Annotated in this window: 16 protein-coding genes; 8 read left to right on the top strand and 8 right to left on the bottom strand. The window is 56.7% G+C overall.

Translation table 11 applies throughout. The features are described 5' to 3' along the window. Positions 1–6: 6 nt before the first annotated feature. Genes C9I57_RS28320 through C9I57_RS28305 form a run of 4 tightly spaced genes read right to left on the bottom strand, consistent with a single transcriptional unit; the run spans position 7 to position 3,838 of the window. Positions 7–1,089, bottom strand: coding sequence for an ABC transporter substrate-binding protein (locus C9I57_RS28320; protein ID WP_107153875.1), 1,083 nt, complete (start codon positions 1,087–1,089; stop codon positions 7–9). Positions 1,090–1,140: 51 nt separating this feature from the next. Then, a complete protein-coding gene (locus C9I57_RS28315) occupies positions 1,141–2,484 on the bottom strand; it encodes an amidase (protein WP_107153874.1) in 1,344 nt (447 codons plus the stop codon). Then, positions 2,481–2,690 carry a hypothetical protein gene (locus C9I57_RS28310; protein WP_107153873.1) on the bottom strand — a complete coding sequence of 70 codons (210 nt, stop codon included), beginning with the start codon at positions 2,688–2,690 and terminating at the stop codon, positions 2,481–2,483. Before C9I57_RS28310 ends, C9I57_RS28315 begins: the two co-directional genes overlap by 4 nt. Positions 2,691–2,695: 5 nt before the next feature. Continuing rightward, positions 2,696–3,838: a M24 family metallopeptidase gene (locus tag C9I57_RS28305; RefSeq protein WP_107153872.1), complete on the bottom strand. Its 1,143-nt coding sequence runs from the start codon at positions 3,836–3,838 to the stop codon at positions 2,696–2,698. A 367-nt stretch (positions 3,839–4,205) separates the two neighbouring features. Between C9I57_RS28305 and C9I57_RS28300 the strand changes: the two genes are divergently transcribed. From C9I57_RS28300 to C9I57_RS33460, 5 genes are all read left to right on the top strand, one after another. After that, a complete protein-coding gene (locus C9I57_RS28300) occupies positions 4,206–4,910 on the top strand; it encodes a GntR family transcriptional regulator (protein ID WP_102607069.1) in 705 nt (234 codons plus the stop codon). Positions 4,911–4,988: 78 nt separating this feature from the next. Next, the gene (locus C9I57_RS28295; protein WP_107153871.1) at positions 4,989–5,741 is read left to right on the top strand and encodes a maleate cis-trans isomerase family protein; all 753 of its coding nucleotides are present in this window, start codon (positions 4,989–4,991) and stop codon (positions 5,739–5,741) included. Between the two features lie 47 nt (positions 5,742–5,788). After that, positions 5,789–6,775 (top strand): LysR family transcriptional regulator, encoded by a 987-nt coding sequence (locus C9I57_RS28290; RefSeq protein ID WP_107153870.1) that lies wholly within the window; start codon positions 5,789–5,791, stop codon positions 6,773–6,775. Between the two features lie 9 nt (positions 6,776–6,784). Next, positions 6,785–7,579 (top strand): N-formylglutamate deformylase, encoded by a 795-nt coding sequence (hutG, locus tag C9I57_RS28285; protein ID WP_107153869.1) that lies wholly within the window; start codon positions 6,785–6,787, stop codon positions 7,577–7,579. A gap of 165 nt (positions 7,580–7,744) precedes the next feature. Further along, on the top strand, positions 7,745–7,870 hold the full coding sequence (locus C9I57_RS33460) for a transposase family protein (protein WP_146166281.1): 126 nt from the start codon (positions 7,745–7,747) through the stop codon (positions 7,868–7,870). Between the two features lie 98 nt (positions 7,871–7,968). On the opposite strand, the gene C9I57_RS28280 is transcribed toward C9I57_RS33460, so the two are convergent. The 4 genes from C9I57_RS28280 to C9I57_RS28265 form a co-directional block, all read right to left on the bottom strand. Further along, positions 7,969–8,694: an amino acid ABC transporter ATP-binding protein gene (locus tag C9I57_RS28280; RefSeq protein WP_107153868.1), complete on the bottom strand. Its 726-nt coding sequence runs from the start codon at positions 8,692–8,694 to the stop codon at positions 7,969–7,971. Positions 8,695–8,749: 55 nt separating this feature from the next. Beyond that, complete coding sequence (locus C9I57_RS28275) at positions 8,750–9,409, bottom strand: amino acid ABC transporter permease (protein ID WP_107153867.1); 660 nt, start codon at positions 9,407–9,409, stop codon at positions 8,750–8,752. Positions 9,410–9,456: 47 nt separating this feature from the next. Then, the gene (locus C9I57_RS28270) at positions 9,457–10,254 is read right to left on the bottom strand and encodes a transporter substrate-binding domain-containing protein (protein ID WP_107153866.1); all 798 of its coding nucleotides are present in this window, start codon (positions 10,252–10,254) and stop codon (positions 9,457–9,459) included. Positions 10,255–10,356: 102 nt separating this feature from the next. Further along, complete coding sequence (locus C9I57_RS28265; protein ID WP_107153865.1) at positions 10,357–11,574, bottom strand: MalY/PatB family protein; 1,218 nt, start codon at positions 11,572–11,574, stop codon at positions 10,357–10,359. 150 nt (positions 11,575–11,724) lie between these two features. Here C9I57_RS28265 and C9I57_RS28260 point away from each other — a divergent pair, with 150 nt between their 5' ends. From C9I57_RS28260 to C9I57_RS28250, 3 genes are all read left to right on the top strand, one after another. Next, the gene (locus C9I57_RS28260; RefSeq protein ID WP_107153864.1) at positions 11,725–12,621 is read left to right on the top strand and encodes a LysR family transcriptional regulator; all 897 of its coding nucleotides are present in this window, start codon (positions 11,725–11,727) and stop codon (positions 12,619–12,621) included. Between the two features lie 747 nt (positions 12,622–13,368). Next, positions 13,369–15,057, top strand: coding sequence for an NAD(P)/FAD-dependent oxidoreductase (locus C9I57_RS28255; protein WP_107153863.1), 1,689 nt, complete (start codon positions 13,369–13,371; stop codon positions 15,055–15,057). Further along, a complete protein-coding gene (locus C9I57_RS28250) occupies positions 15,026–16,432 on the top strand; it encodes an amidase family protein (protein WP_269845402.1) in 1,407 nt (468 codons plus the stop codon). The genes C9I57_RS28255 and C9I57_RS28250 overlap by 32 nt, the downstream gene beginning before the upstream one ends. Positions 16,433–16,489 lie beyond the last annotated feature (57 nt).

Genomic DNA, 16,489 nt, shown 5'->3' with positions numbered 1-16,489 from the left:
TTCCTCTTAGCGGGCCATCCACGCAGCCCAACGGCGATTGATGTCGTCCTGTTCATCGTTCCAGAACGCCGTGTCGCTGGCGAGCCCGACCTTCAGATTCGCAGGTGATGTCGGCAAATTCTCTCTCAGAGATGCGTCCACCAATGGCAATGCGGAGCGACGCGCGGGGGCATAGCTGATGTATTTCGTCTGCGCAGCAAGCTGAGGCGCCGAAGTCGCAAAGCGGATAAAATCGAGCGCGGCCGCTTTATTCTTACTGGCCTTCGATACAGCAAACACATCACCGTTGATGATCTGGCCTTGCCAAAGGATACCGAAAGGCTTCTTGTCCTTCGTGATGGCGTCCGTGAATCTCCCATTGCCGCCTTCCGTCATCACGACCTCTCCATCGGCGAGAAGCTGGACGGACTGTGCCTGCGCCCCCCAGAAGATCGCGTTGGCCTTGATAGTGTCAAGCTTCTTGAATGCACGCTCGAGGCCGGCCGGCGTGCGCAGGGTTGCGTAAACCTTGTCTCGCGGTACGCCATCAGCCATGAGCGCCCACTCGAGGTTTCCGTTCGGTTTGTTGCTTAGCCCGCGCTTGCCCGGGAACCGCTTCAGATCAAAGAAGTCGGCAATTGTTGTAGGCTGCGCCCCGGTAAACTTGCGCTTGTCATACGCAATGACGTTCGACCAGAGGATCGTTCCGACGCCGCAGTCCATCAGGGAACCCTGCACGAAATCGGAAGACGCGGGCTTGCCATCCTGACCGTTTGGAAGCGAGGTCGGCTTTATCGGGTCAATCAGTCCTTCGTCGCATGCGCGGGCGGCATCCTGGAATTCAAGATCGATTACGTCCCACGCACCGGACCCCGCCTGCACCTGCGAACGAAGCTCTGCCAGCCCGCCGTTGTAGTCGGCGGGAAGGACTTTGGTCCCGGTCTTTGCGGAGTACGGCTCAAAGAAGGCCTTCGACTGGCTTGCGGTATACGCACCACCGAACGAAGCGACGACCAGTTGCTGTGCACTGGCGGACGTAACAGGAAGAATCGCGCTCAGCAAGACGAAAAGACAGGTCCGAGCGTGCTTCTGTGTTTTGCGGATTTGCATACTAACCCCTTTACATTGCGTTGAAGTGAAATCGCTACAGAGCTGCCACGTTTACGTTCGCGCCAGTGCCTGTTCAAGATGTCGTGCAAGTTCAAGAATCGCTACGTCCTTGCCGGGTGCTCCGATGAGTTGCACACTGACTGGCAATCCCTTGTCATCGGTGCCGGCAGGCAGTGCTACGGCCGGTGCGCCGACCAGATTGAAAAAGGATGTAAAAAGCGTCAGTGCGTTACCGATCGGGAGAAGCTGATCCCCGACCGGTATCCGGCTACTGCCTGTCTCAGGCGCGACGACCGGACATGTGGGAGTGAGGATGGCATCAATGGCCTCGAAATGCCGCATGAACGACGCCCGATACCCGCTCAGCAGCCGTTGGCATTGCACATAGCTTTCGGCCGACAACTGCTGACCCAGGACGAAGCCGCTGCGGATATCGGGCCCATACTGCTCACCCGACGACGCGATCAATGGCGAGTGATACGCCAAAGCTTCGGCCAGTTGAATCGTGAGAGATACGGTCCGAGATTCAGCATGTTCCGGCAGCTCGATCTCGTGGAAAGTAGCGCCGGACGCCCTTAGAACGGCAACTGCGAGTTCATATCCGGCTCGAACCCCAGGTTCGAGAGCAGAAGTCCAGCCGCGTGGAATTCCGATACGAAGGGAATCCAGCGAGCCATCCGTCCCGAAGACCGGCAGATCCGTCAGCGAGTCGATCACCACAGAGACGTCATCCGCATTCCCGGCGATGACGCCCACATGGTCAAGCGTCCAGCAGAACGGAATAACGCCAGTAGCGTCCAACAGTCCGAACGTCGGTTTGAAGCCTGTTACCCCGCACAATGCTGCGGGCACACGCACTGATCCTCCTGTATCAGTACCTAACGCAAAAGGAACGATTCCGGCTGCGACAGCAGCTGCTGAGCCACCGCTGGAGCCCCCCGCCAAGCGCCGTTGATCCCATGGGTTCACCGTCGTGCCGGTGAACTGATTCTCCCCTGTCGCACCATAGGCGAACTCGTGCATGTTCGCTTTTCCAACGAGGACTGCTCCCGCTCCCGCCAGCTTCCGAACGACAACGGCATCTTCGTGCGGATAGTAGTCAGCCAATACCTTGCTTCCCGCCGTTGTCCGGATCCCTCCAGTTTTGAATACATCTTTCGCCACGTACGGGATACCGTCGAGTATTCCCCGCCGCCTACCAAGTTGCCGGCGCTCATCGGCCGATCTTGCCTGAGCGCGGCCGCGATCACCGGTCACCGTAATCAGGCTCTTGAGCAGCGCATTGGTCGCTTCCGCGAGCGCGAGGCTGTGATCAACAACCTCCAAGGCTGTGACATCTCCACGCGAAAGCGCCTTGGAAATGCCCCTCAGGGTGTTGCCGTTCGTTGGCTTCATGGCTGACACTCCATGATCCAGTACGGGGCTTGGTCAGCAAGATCTTTTGCCCGGATTGCTGACAGCTGCTCTAGCAGGCTGGACAGATCCGAGACGACGCCAAAACGCGGGTTGACCAGCTCTTCGAGATCTTTCTCACTCCAACGACTGCCGAAGAACTCGCGATTTATCGCAATCAGTGTTCTCAGAGTAACCGGATCGTCCATGGCGCTCACACCACCGTCAGTTTGCGCGGATAATCGGTCAGATATTCGAATCCATCTGCCGTCACAACGATCGAGTCTCCTACTCGCCCGCCGAACTCTCCTTCGATCGTGATGCCGCCGTCGACTGCGAAAGTCATACCTGCTTCCAGGGTCCGCTGCTCGCCGCGCTTGAGTTCCGGAGTCTCGAGGAACGAGTAGCCTATCGAGCGCCCGGTCCGATATCCCGGGGCGAATCCCGCGTCCCGATAGACCTCTTCAGCGGCAGCGTTGACATCTTCACAGCGCACACCCGGCCTGATCTGCGCGAGTGCGGCTTGCTGCGCCGCAACGGCGGCCTCATACACTCGAGCTTGCTCGTCAGTCACTGATCCGACGAAGAACTCCCGGTCGAAGCCTAGCTTGTAGTTCTTGAAGTTGGCGATGCCGCAAAAGCACAGATAGACCGGGTCGCCGCGCTTAAGTGCGCGAACCGAGGATCGACGGTGCACAAGACAGACATCACGTCCGGACTGGAGGATTTGAAGGTTGTAGATCGTCGGCGAAACGAATCTATCCTTGTGTTCATCGAGGAACGAAGCAGCTTTTCGAGTTCCCCCGGCAATGACTGCCAGTGCAATCTCGTACTCCGGCACGCCCTCCCGGATGACTTCCTTGGCCGCCTCGACCATCGCAACAGCCACCTGCCCGGCTTGCCGCATGACCGCGATTTCGTTTTCAGACTTGATCGTCCTGAGGTCAAAGATGATCTGCCCAACATCGGCCAGGCTGTCGGCCTCAACGGGAAGAGCACCCGCAACGAGCGGCGGCATTTTCGCGCGCTCGATCCCCACGCGCTTTGCCTTCGAAGCCTGCAGTACCTCTCGCAGCGGCTTTCGCCATTCATCATCGATACCATCGGCCCAGGGGCGGATATCTTTGACCCAGGTCATCAGACCGCACATCTCGGACTCCATCAACGGCGTGATCAAGACCGGCTCACGATCCTGAGAGATCACCATCAGCGTAGGGCGGCCAAATTCAACCCCCAGGTAGTTCCAGAAACCCCCGAAGTAGGCCACTGAATCTGGATCGCTAATCAACGCCACATCGATATGGGCGCGACGCAGCGCGTTACGCAGGTTGCCCACCCGGCCAGCATATTCGTCCACATGTCCTCCTGTTGTTAGCTGTATGCAGCAAGTACACAGCTCGACTCTAGGAGCACCAATTTGGCATGTCAAGTGGCATCTTCGCTAAGGTCGCCCTACGCTTTCCTTTCCGAAGAAATTGGACGACATCGACAGTTCCGGCTTTTATTCAGCAGCTTACAACACACCACGACCCACCCTGCGCCCTCCGCGCGACGTAACCGCCGGCCGATGCCATCACACAAAGTTTCCCCTTGTTCGCAAACCGTGCTAACCTGTGTACAGGTTGCAGAAAGCTACTAATGGCGTCTATCATTGGCCGGCATGAGCGCCGCCATAACTGGGTGGCGCGCCGACTACCGCATCGACACTTGTGAAGGATTTTTCAATGGCACGCGTGGTCAAACTCAAGGGGCAAGCTCCGCGGCCCACCTCGAAAGCGCCAGCAGTTCGCGGCCAGACGCCGGATATCTATCGGACATTGCGCGATCGCATCTGTAGCCTCCACTATCCGCCAGGTACAGTGCTGGGAGAGACCGTGCTTGCGGAAGAATTCGAAGTCAGCCGCACGCCTATTCGTCAGGTTCTGCAGCGGCTCGAGTACGAAGGTCTCGTTGAAACAAAAAACGGCGTCGGTACGATCGTGAGCGGTGTTGATTTTCGAGATTACCGTGATACCTACAATTTCCGGTTGAGGCTGAGCGAGATGCTGGGTGACTTTTGTTCGCCCACCGATGCTCCGCAGGCACTTGAGCGCATCGAGCGGCTGATTCCGCGCGCTGCGGCACTATCGAACGCCTCTCGCAACTTCGACGAATTCTGGGCAATCCTTCACGAACTACATTTCTCGATCAACGAACTGATCAGAAACAGAGAACTGCGACAGACGCATGACCGGTGCTATTTTCAGGCATCACGTGTCTGGTACAACTTCGTTAGCGATCTTTGGGAAGAAGAAATCGAGTATTTGAATCGTGAATTGGAAGAGTGCTGCCGGGCGCTCCGCGCGGCAGACATGCGCGCCTTGGGCCTAGTGCAGCGCAACTACATTTCCTTCGGATTGGCTCGGATCGCACGATTCATAACCGGCTAATCGGTCACATCCGTGACTTCGTCAGCAGGTCGACTATGTCGACAAACACGCGTTTTTTGATAGATAGGAGTCCTTATCATGACTGGCAATACCGGATTCGAAGCCAAGCTTGATGGTGGCCGCCATGACCGCGCAAAAGTTGGATTTGTGCTGCTTGCGACCGAGCAGACGATCGAAGATGACATGTTCACCTTACTCCCGAAGGGAGTAGGTATCCATTTCACAAGGGTCCCGAATCCAGACAGCATTACGAGGGAGTCCCTCGATAACATTGCATCCAGCCTTGCTGATGCAGCGGCTCGAATCCTTCCTGACGGCAGTCTCGACGTTATCTGCTACGGTTGCACCTCCGGTAGTCTGGTCGTCGGCGAAAAGAAAGTTTTCGCCGAACTGAACCGTGGCGCTCCAAATGCGAAGACCACAAGCATGATCACCGCGGTGATTCGCGGACTTCGTGCCGTCGGTGCCAAACGGATCGTTATCGGTACGCCTTACCTCGACGAGATCAATGTCATGGAAAGGTCCTATCTGGAAAACGCGGGCTTTGAAGTATTGGCTATTCATGGCCTCCAACTAGAGAAAGACAGCGATATGGTGCGAGTCACGCCTGACAGCATCGTCCAAATGGCGCTTTTTTTGGATCGGCCAGACGCCGACGCGATCTTCATCAGCTGCGGGGCACTCAGATCGATCGAAGTCATCGAGGAGATCGAACAGCGGACTGGGAAGCCAGTCATTACCAGCAATCAGGCTGTCGCCTGGGACGTCATGAGGCTTGCAGGGTTGCCGGACCGGATCTACGGGTTTGGTCGGCTTCTTTCGTTGTACTGAGTATTTGCCGAAACGCGGTGCAGAAGCCCCAAGTGCTGGGAGCAGCAATGAAACGTACTCGGTCACCTATCGATCTTCGTGCCTTGGAAGCGTTCGTTGTCGTGTGTGAGACCGGCTCGATGACCGCAGCCGCGAAGCACCTTCAGGTCAGCCAAAGCGCGGTAAGTCAATCCGTTGCCGCTCTGGAGCGAGAGCAAGGTACGGATCTGTTCGACCGGGACAGCCGTCCACCGCGTCCTAATCTGGCTGGGCGTGCCCTGTTGGAACTTGCCGGTCCACTGCTCCAGCATGCGCATGCTGTTAGCGGCCGGATCAGGGATGCTTCGCTCGCGGGCAGCCTGCCTGTACGCCTCGGATGCGTCGATTCGTTCGCGGCGACCGTCGGGCCGGAGATCGTCCGCGCGATGTCCAGCTCAACTCGCCAGATCGAGATGTGGTCCGGGCTCACGCCGGCGCTTTCCGGACAAATACACAACGGTGAAGTCGATGTTGTTGTGTGCACGCAGACGGTAATCAATAACCACCGCATTGTCGAGCTCCCGCTTCTCTCGGAGGCGTTTCTGGCGGTGGCCTCTCGCCGCTGGCTTGATGGGCGCTCTCCAAAAGAGTCACATTGGCGGCAATTGGCTGCTGAACTGCCGTTGATACGGTATACAGCACGATCGGTGATTGGGCAGCAGGTTGAACGTCTGGCACGACATCTGGGGATCAGCAGTCCGCGTCGATACGAATTCGACGCCACCGATCCGATGCTCAGTCTGGTCAGCGCAAATCTTGGATTTGCAATTTCGACTCCGCTTTGTCTGTGGCAGGCACGGCACTATCTTAGTGACATCGCCGTTTTTCCGCTCCCGACAGGGCGACTCAGTAGACGAGAGTTTTTCATCCTGCACAGGCAGGGGGAGTGGGTTGAGTTCGCGGAACATATCTCTTCGCTCACCGCTCGGGTGTTGGATGAACTAATCTGTCCCGCACTCGCCTGCAGTTTGCCCCAGCTACCGGCGGACGCATTGCTTTCGAAACTGGTGAACTAGAAGACTTTCATGAGCGATCTCTACACGCTGACGCGCGGACACGCCCCGCTTCTCATCTCTATTCCGCATCTCGGCACTTACATTCCCGACGCTCTTCGAAATCAGTACACGGAGGCGGCGTTGACAGTCGCCGATACCGATTGGCATCTGGATCGTCTTTATGCCTTCGCAGTCGATTTGGGTGCGACGATCCTAGCTGCGCGCGTTTCACGGTATGTTGTCGATTTGAATCGCCCGTCCTCGGACGAGAACCTTTATCCAGGACTGGCCACCACGGGACTATGTCCCGACGTGACTTTTCGTGGTGAGCCGGTCTATCGTGACGGCTACCGTCCCGATGCGGCCGAAAGAGAACGGCGGATTGAGACGTACTGGCGCCCCTACCACCAAGCAATTCAGACAGAGCTTTCGCGGCTTCGGAAGAACTACGCTAACGTACTTTTGTGGGAAGCGCACTCCATCGCAAGCGTCCTGCCCCGCCTGTTCGAGGGGACGTTGCCGGATCTGAACATTGGCACGCAGGACGGCCGCACAGCCGCTGAAACCGTGCTGCAGGCGACGGTCAACGCCGCTCGGGGTAGCAACTACACGTGGGTTGCCAATGGACGCTTCAAGGGCGGCTTCATCACGCGACACTTTGGTGCCCCACACGACGGGATTCATGCAGTGCAGCTGGAAATGCGTCAGAACACGTACATGGACGAAACCTCGCCATTTTCATTCGTGGCTGAACGGGCGAAAGCGATTGAACCAACGTTACAGGCGATGGTTTCGAGAGCGTTGGACGCGGTAGTCGCACTGTAACACGCGTGGACGAAGGCGCGGCCCAGTCCGGTTCCGATCGATGAAAAGAAGGCGCCGGCGCTTAACGGCCTGCCGGGCTACATCCGCGTCGATATTATCCACCCAGGGCGATTTTGACGGCGTCAAGGGCGCCTATCATGTCCATGCGGTCGACATCGTGACCCAGTGGCACGCGTGGTAGCCGCCCTCGAGTACATCAACCGCGACGTGGCCCGCTTGCTCGAGAAGTTGCGCGTCGAGCTCACCCGCTCGCGCCCGCACCAGACCAACGACAACGCGCTAGCTGAATGAAAGAACGGCGCAGTAGTACCAGTCACCCAATAATCCCCAGCTGCGGTAATTGAGGAGCAGCGGCGGCGTTCGTTATGCTCGGCAGCGCTCGAACATGGTCAATGAAGGACTTTCGCCAGAAAATCCCGTGCACGGTCCGATCGAGGCGTATCGAAGAAGCTGTCCTTTACACAGTCCTCAACGATAATGCCTGCGTCCATGAAGAGAACCCGATCGGCCACCTTGCGCGCAAAGCCCATCTCATGCGTCACGCACACCATCGTCATCCCCTCCTGCGCAAGCTCGATCATCACGTCCAAGACTTCGTTGATCATCTCGGGATCCAGCGCCGATGTCGGCTCGTCGAAGAGAATTGCTGCCGGATCCATCGACAATGCACGAGCAATAGCGACACGCTGCTGCTGCCCACCGGACATGTGACCGGGATATTTATGCGCGTGTGACTTCAGCCCGACTCGATCAAGCAGCATCAGGGCTTTTGCGTCTGCTTCTTCGCGTTCCCGCCGAAGCACCTTCACCTGGGCCAACGTCAGATTCTGGAGAATACTCATGTGTGGGAACAGCTCGAAGTGCTGGAAGACCATCCCCACTCGAGTGCGTAGCGACGTGAGATCCGCTTTCGAGTGTCCCACGCTGACGCCATCGACAGTTATCGACCCTTGCTGAAAACCCTCCAGGCCATTGATGGTCTTGATGAGCGTCGATTTCCCCGAGCCCGACGGTCCGCAAACAACCACCACTTCGCCTTTCTGAACGGCCGTCGTACAGCTATCCAGTACGCGGTGTTGGCCGTACCACTTCGAAACATTGTTAATGTCGATCATGTCACGTTACCGAATCTGAAAAACGCATAAAACGGGCAGCATGTCCATACGCCGCCTAGTGCCGGGTCTGTAAAGCAAGCTGCCCTTCCAGACGATTCTGAATAGCCGCCAACAGGGAGCTCAACACCCAATACAGCGCTGCTGCCGCGAGGTAGAAAGGCAACGGTTGAAACGTCGTCGCGATGACCTCCTGCGCGGAACGAAGCAATTCCGTCACCGTGATCACGGACACGAGGGATGTATCCTTGATCAGGCTGATGAGCGTATTGCCCATGGACGGCACGGCAAGGCGCAGCGCCTGCGGGCCGACGACATACCGCAGCGTCTGAATATATGTCAACCCCAAGCTGTGCGATGCGCTCCATTGCCCGCGGGGGATGCCGAGAATCGCCCCGCGCATGCTTTCGGAAAGGTACGCGCCCGCATTCAACGTCAACGTCAGAATGCCCGCCGTCGTCGGTGAGAGCGAGACCCCAATGTCGGGCAACCCGTAGTAGACGACGAACATCTGCACTAGCAGCGGGGTGCCGCGCATGACACTGACGTAAGCTTGCGCGACTCGATCCAGACCGCGATTGCCGCTGATTCTCAGTACGGCGGTGAGTGCACCCACCACAAGTCCAAATGCCATTGCGGCAACTGCAAACTTCATGGTCAATAGCGCCCCCATCAACAGCACAGGCGCCGAATTGACCACCAAATTGAATTGCTCCATCTCTTCACTCCCCGGCGTACGACGCGGTCAGGCTGTCGAGCAATGCGTTAGTTTCCGACGGGACGACTGACATCCACGCCGAACCATTTTTTCGAGATAGCGGCGAGCGTGCCGTCGTTGCGCATGGACATCATTGCTTCGTCGATCGCCGCAGTGAATTTGGGATTCCCCTTTCGATAGGGAATACCAATTTCGTCGCTCGTATTTTTCAGCAGAGCGCCGCCGCGCACCGGGACCTTCGAGGTTTTGATGAGGTAAGGGACAAACAACCGATCGTTCAGGTAGGCGTCCGCTCTACCACCGACCAAGTCGCTGAGTGCTTCGGACATGCCTGGATACGTCTGCACGATGATGCCGGGCACCGACTTGGCGAGGTCTGCGAAGTTCGAACCCAGCGTCACCGCGACACGCTTGCCTTTCAACTCATCGAGGCTTTGGTACTCGGCCTTGTCGTCTTTCTTCTCCAAGACCTGAACCGCCGAGTATGCGTACGGCGGGCTGAAGTCCAGGGACTGGCGCCGCTGTTGTGTGATCGTCACCTGATTGATCACCACGTCGAACTTTCCGGCTTGAAGACCGCCGATCAACCCCGACCAGTCGCCCGTATAGAACTCCGGCTTGACGCCGAGCTTTTCCGCCAATGCCCTGGCGACATCGACGTCAAATCCCTGCAATACGCCTTGCGAGTCGCGATAATCGAACGGAGGATAGGTTCCTTCCATGCCGATCATCAACGTGCCTCGAGCCTTCACAGCGTCGAGCAGATCTTGCGCGTTAGCGCCGAAAGACACACATGCCGCCGACACTGAGATGGCGGCAAAAATAATTGCTTTGCGGATCTTCACGATTTTGTCTCCAAATATTGTATTAATAAGTCCCGGATCAACAAACAAGTTATTAATCCATAAGGCGATCAACGCCATCGTTGAGCGCTCTCTTTCCGCGAATCAGACTTCGGCCACGGCAGAGGCGAGCCGGCGAATGGCGTCGTCAACGGTCGAGCGAGGGCAACCTAGATTGATGCGCATATAGCCGTGCCCTTCAGCGCCGAACTTCTGCCCCTTGTCGAGCCAGAGCCTGGCCTTGGTAAGCATGAATTTGTTGAGCGCTTCCGCGTCCATCTCGAGTCCCCGGCAGTCCATCCAGGCCAAATACAGGGAGTCTGCCGGCAGCACCTTGATCTGCGAGGTCATCTCGCTGACGGCATTGCGGAAATGCGCGTGATTCACCCGCAGATAGCTCAGCATCTCTTCGAGCCAAGGCTCCCCGTGCGCATAGGCTGCCTCGGCAGCGACCATTCCGAGGGTGTTGACGAGCGGAAACATGTTCCTGTCGTATTGGCGAAGCAGCTCGTCACGCAGCCGTCGGTTCGGCACAAAGACATTCGCGCTTTGCAGTCCGGGCAGGTTGAACGTCTTGCTTGGCGCGGTGCATGTGATGCTGTTCTGCGCGAATCTTTCTCCCAAAGACGCGAAAGGAAGATGCCTTTTTTCGGGGTTGATCATCAGGTCCTGATGGATCTCGTCAGAGATGACGAGCACGCCGTGCCGGAAACAAATCTCGCCCATCGCGCGCAGTTCGCCCTCGGACCACACATTGCCCGTCGGATTGTGGGGGTGACTGAGGATGAAGAGTTTCGTGTTGTCGCGAATCGCCGCTTCGAACAGCTTTTCGTTGAAGCGATACCCCGTCTCCGTGCGCTCGAGCGGCGCATAAGCAAGGTGACGTCCATTCATCAACACGTCGTTGTGAAAATGCGCGTAGACCGGCGGCTGGATCAGCACCGTATCGCCCGGCGCAGAAAACGCCTGTACCGCAGTCTTCAGCGTGGTGATAATGCCAGACGTCTGCACGACCCATTCCCTTGCGACCTCCCAGCCGAATCGCTTCGCCTGCCAGCCGACAACCGCATCGACATAACTGCCCGTTGCGCCCCCGGGATAGCCGAAGATGCCATGCTCGACCGCTTCGTGAAGAGCGTCGATAACCGGCTGTGGAGCCCGGAAGTCCATATCGGCCACCCACATCGGCAGCGGTCGCGCTTCGCATTCGTCTGCTGAAAGCAATTTTTCCGCGATCGCCCATTTCATCGAGTTCGAGCTCTTGCGATCGGCCACTTGGTCGAACACGCAGGCAGCGTTGCCCGTCGTAGCGTCGCTTTTCATTGCTGCGGAGTAAGAGTCAGCCTTCACTATCCTTCCCGTTCAAAGAGAGCGGCCTGCATGTTATGCGGCCTTGAATTTCGGTCAGAATAGCAACGCTGCTCAATGAGCAAAAATGGTATGTTTTCATAGACCAATGAGTGGAGTTCATGGATGCTTGATCGCCAACAACTTGCGATCCTGCTGGAAGTCGATCGGCTAGGCAGCGTCACCGCGGCCGCGGAACGCCTTAACGTCACGCAGTCAGCGCTTTCCCATATGGTTCGGAAGATGGAAGAGCAGCACGGCGTCAAAATCTGGACAAAGGCCGGGCGGGCGCTTCGTTTTACGCAGGCCGGGGAGTATTTGCTCGCTTTGGCGCAGCGTGTGTTGCCGCAAATCGATCACGCCGAGCGTGTCCTTGTCGATTTCGCCGAAGGTCGACGCGGCGCGCTGCGCGTGGGCATGGAGTGCCATCCCTGCCAGAAATGGCTCTCAAGGCTTACGCCTCGATACCTTGCTACTTGGCCGGATGTAGACTTCGACGTGCGGACGGCATTCCGCTTCGACGGCGTTGCGGCGCTTGCAGGTCATGAGATCGACTTGCTTGTGACGCCTGACCCGATCGACCTTCCCGACATTCGGTTTACCCCGGTCATCGACTATGAGCTTGTCCTCGTCGTGCATGAAGCTCATCCGTTGGCTGCGCGCGCTTTCGCTCAGCCCCGCGATCTGCTCGCCGAGGAATTGATCACCGTCCCTGTCAGCGAAGATAGGTTGGATATCTACACGCGCTTCCTTATCCCGGCGCATTGCAAGCCGAAGAACCACCGTACCGCGGAAGCAACCGATTTGATGCTGCAGTTGGTTGCTGCGGGACGCGGAGTCTCAGTTCTGCCCGATTGGCTTGTTGACGAGGAAGGTGCCGGTTTGCCGATTCGTGCGGTACGGCTTGGCAAGCGCGGCATTGGCAAGAGCATCAATCTGGGCATACGTCGGGGGGAAGAGGAAATTTCCTATATCAACGGCTTCATCGCAATCGCGCAGGAGATGGGCATCAATCGAGGATGATACAAAGCGCGATTTGGCTACCGGCTCGCGAGCACGGCTCTGAGCGCTGCGTCGCCATGCCGAAAAGTCCGCTCGGTTCCCAGAAGGGTAAGAACTCGTTTTCTTTGCTCGGGGCAGGATTTGAGTCTGCTACCACCTGCACCCCATGCCCCATGCAGAAATTTGCCGTCACGCCACCTTGCAACGAGCCGAACCGCTGCTAGCATCGGCGCGCGGTTACGACAAGGCCGCAATCACACTCGCTCAGAGCGCAAAGGCAAACTTGTACCGGGGCATGCCAAACTGGACTCAAGGCTCGTCGGGCGTTGTGTGCAAGCTCGAACGCTGCATCAAGTCACGCGTGCCGTGCCGAAAGGTCAGCGTCTCGCCCCCGCCATCAATCCGCGCAGATCGCGCGGATCAAACGTCCAGATGGCTTTGCGACCGACTCGCCTTCGAATCTCTGGAAGACGTTTTTGCGACAATGTGATTTTCAATTCCGCGTTAATTCAGACGCCCGCTCATCATCCCGCACTCACCGCGAGATTATACAAATATCAATCTTTTTAATTTGATACGGCCATCCACAGCATGCTATCGTCACGTCAATCCCAGAGCACAAACATAAGTGACGTTTAGATTTTGGCAGGTAAAACAGTTGCCAGAAATTGACAAACAGCTAGCAGTCCTTTTAAGGCCTATGGCCAATGAAGTTCCTAGCAACAAATTCGCCCTTTGGCGGATGCCTTATCATGAAGGAGAAAATCGATGAAAGTCCGTGCACTGCCTTCAGAAAGCTCGTCGCCAACTATCGATCTACTGTATGACTATGCTCCTTTCCTGCAACTAAGCGAGTTCGAAGGGTGCATCGGGCGCTTTCCCGCGGGCAACCCGACTCCGCGGGTTGCCATTATTGGGGCGGGCGTCAGCGGCCTCGTAGCTGCAACTGAACTAATGCGGGCAGGTATCCGCGATATTACCCTGTTTGAAGCTCGCGATCGCATTGGAGGACGGCTATGGTCTCAGCAATTTGATCCACATTATCCTCACCTTATCGCTGAAATGGGCGCGATGCGAGTGCCCCCCACCGCAACCGGGCTTTTCCATTATTTGAAGAAGCACGGCATTTCAGCAGCAGCATGTTTTCCCGATCCCGGAGTAGTTGATACAGAACTGCATTATCGCGGCGCTCGCCACGTCTGGCCCGCGGGGGAAATGCCCCCGCCATTGTTCAGACGTGTTGACGAAGGCTGGCGCGCGTTATTGAGTGAAGGGTACTCGCTAAACGGCATGTCTCTCATCGCACCGACGAAAATCACGGCCATGTTGAAGTCGCGTCGCCTTGACGAAGCCCGTGCAGCGTGGCAAACGTGGCTCAACGCGTTTCGTGACAGTTCTTTTTATGCTGCCATTGTGGAAATTTTCGCGGGACCCCATCCACCAGGAGGCGTTCCCTGGAAACGACCGGATGACTTCGAACTGTTTGGATCTTTAGGGATAGGCTCCGGTGGCTTTCTGCCTGTTTATCAAGCCGGATTTACTGAGATTCTACGCCTGATCATCAACGGTTACTTGAAGGATCAGCGCCTCATCCCCTGCGGAATATCGACACTAGCTACTCGCCTAGCCAAGCAAATGATCGACGGAAGTACTGTTGGTGAGCATATCCGCTTCAGTCGAGTAGGTCGGATCTACAAAGAATCTGGAAAGATAAAGCTAGAAACTGGTGAAGACCAGACACCGGCTTTCGACCGTGTCATCGTCACGAGCAGCAACAGGGCAATGCAGATGGTTCACCGCCTGACCGACGACGAAACGTTTCTGAGCCGCGATGTGTCTCGCGCCATAAGAGAGACGCACCTGACGGGGTCGTCAAAGCTGTTTATGCTCACCCAGGATAAGTTCTGGCTCAAATACAAACTACCGCTCACCATTCAGTCCGACGGTTTGGTCCGAGGCGTATATTGTTTTGACTATGAACCCGACAACCCGGGTGGTCACGGCGTGGTTCTGCTCAGTTACACGTGGGAGGATGACGCTCACAAACTACTGACTGTCCCTGACAAAAGGCGCCGATGCGAGCAGCTGGTTAACGACTTGGCAACGTTCCACCCCGAAATTGCAGGCCATCTATCTCCGGCCGGTGGTGACTATGAACGCTGTGTCATACATCATGACTGGCTAACCGACCCCCATTCCGCCGGAGCCTTCAAGCTCAATTATCCGGGCGAGGATGTTTATTCTCAGCGCTTGTTTTTTCAGTTTAAGGCAGCCAATGATCCCGCGACGGATACGGGCCTCTATCTCGCTGGATGTAGCTGTTCTTTCACCGGGGGGTGGATTGAGGGAGCTGTGCAGACGGCCATCAACAGCGCCTGCGCCGTAATACGTAGCGCTGGCGGCGAGCTTTTGCCAGGCAACCCTCTTGACGAAATTCGAAGTGCTTATCATTACTGATATCGAAGAACTGGCCTCTTCAAAGCCCATGTATTCTCAACGCACCCTTGAATCGCTTTGCAATGACCTACGTAATGATGCACTTTCGGCCGCTGAAATTCGGGGGCGAGCACTCAGCGCTGAGGCGAATCTGACAAAGCTCAACTGCTTCATCCGTGGCCGGGATGCCGAAATGCATTTCGGTGAGGCGAACAAGCTCCTGAAAGGCGCACCTCTCTATGGCATTCCCGTTTCGTTCAAGGACAATATTTATGTTAAGGGGCTCCCTGTCACTGCCGGGACGCCTGGAATGGCAGATTGTATAGCCCCCCATGATGCCTCCATCGTCAGCAAGCTCAAATCGCTAGGTGCTGTCGTCGCCGGTAAGAATAACATGCACGAACTGAGCTTCGGTATCACCTCCGTCAATCCTCGATGGGGAACAGTGGGAAATCCGGTGGCCCCGGGATATTTGGCCGGTGGCAGCAGTGGCGGCTGCGCCGCAGCGGTGGCAGCTAACATCGTTCCCGTAGCGATCGGAACTGACACTGGAGGGTCGGTAAGGATACCGGCCGCTTTCTGTGGTATTACGGGCTTCAGGCCCACAAGTGGCCGATGGTCGTCGGCCGGGATCATTCCGGTTTCGCGCACAAAGGATTCGCCTGGCCTGCTGACGCGGACGGCGAGAGATGCACGGTTCTTATATGAATTGCTGTCTCGCGATGGCCGGCTCCCAACAGAACATGAAGGTTCTCGGTGCCGGATTGGTCTCCCGGCCTCCATGTGGACTGACCTGGATGATGATGTCGGTAAGTATTGTCGGCACGCGATTAAGCGCCTTACCCGCGCTGGATTCGAATGCATTGAAGTGAATGACGAGATTGCTTCTACTCTCAATGCGCCCATAACCTTCACGGTACCGCTTTATGAGTTCTTCATTGATTTCCCGAGAGCATTGTTCTCCGTAGGATGGGAAAAAAATATAAAAACGGTGTTTGACAATATCGGCGACGACGATGTCCATAAAGTTGTTCACGCCCATTTAAGCGGACGGCTTATCTGTCCTGCTGACTATACTTCAGCAATGCGGAATATCGGCAGGTTACGTGAACAAATGGATGCGCTGTTCTGCGCTTGCGGCATCGATCTTCTCGCGTACCCGACGGTTCCGCGTAACGTACCGCATCTGAGCGAAGCCGGGCGGCCGGAACTGTTCGCGGAAGTAATTCGTAACACGGACCTGGCCAGCAATGCCGCGATGCCCTCTATTACTCTTCCTGTTGCTCCAGCTGATGCATTACCGGTGGGATTGAGCCTAGATGCCGCGCGAGGTAGGGACCGCTACCTCTTAGCTAAAGCAACACATATAGAGAACATCGTCACCCGGCATAGATAGATCGTCCTGGAGCACACTTTTGGAGACGCCGTACCGCAACGGCACATACTCGACACG

Source organism: Trinickia symbiotica (genome assembly GCF_003028655.1).
Lineage (GTDB): Bacteria > Pseudomonadota > Gammaproteobacteria > Burkholderiales > Burkholderiaceae > Trinickia > Trinickia symbiotica_A.
Note: the sequence above shows the minus strand (reverse complement) of the source record. Positions and strands in the feature narration are given on the sequence as shown.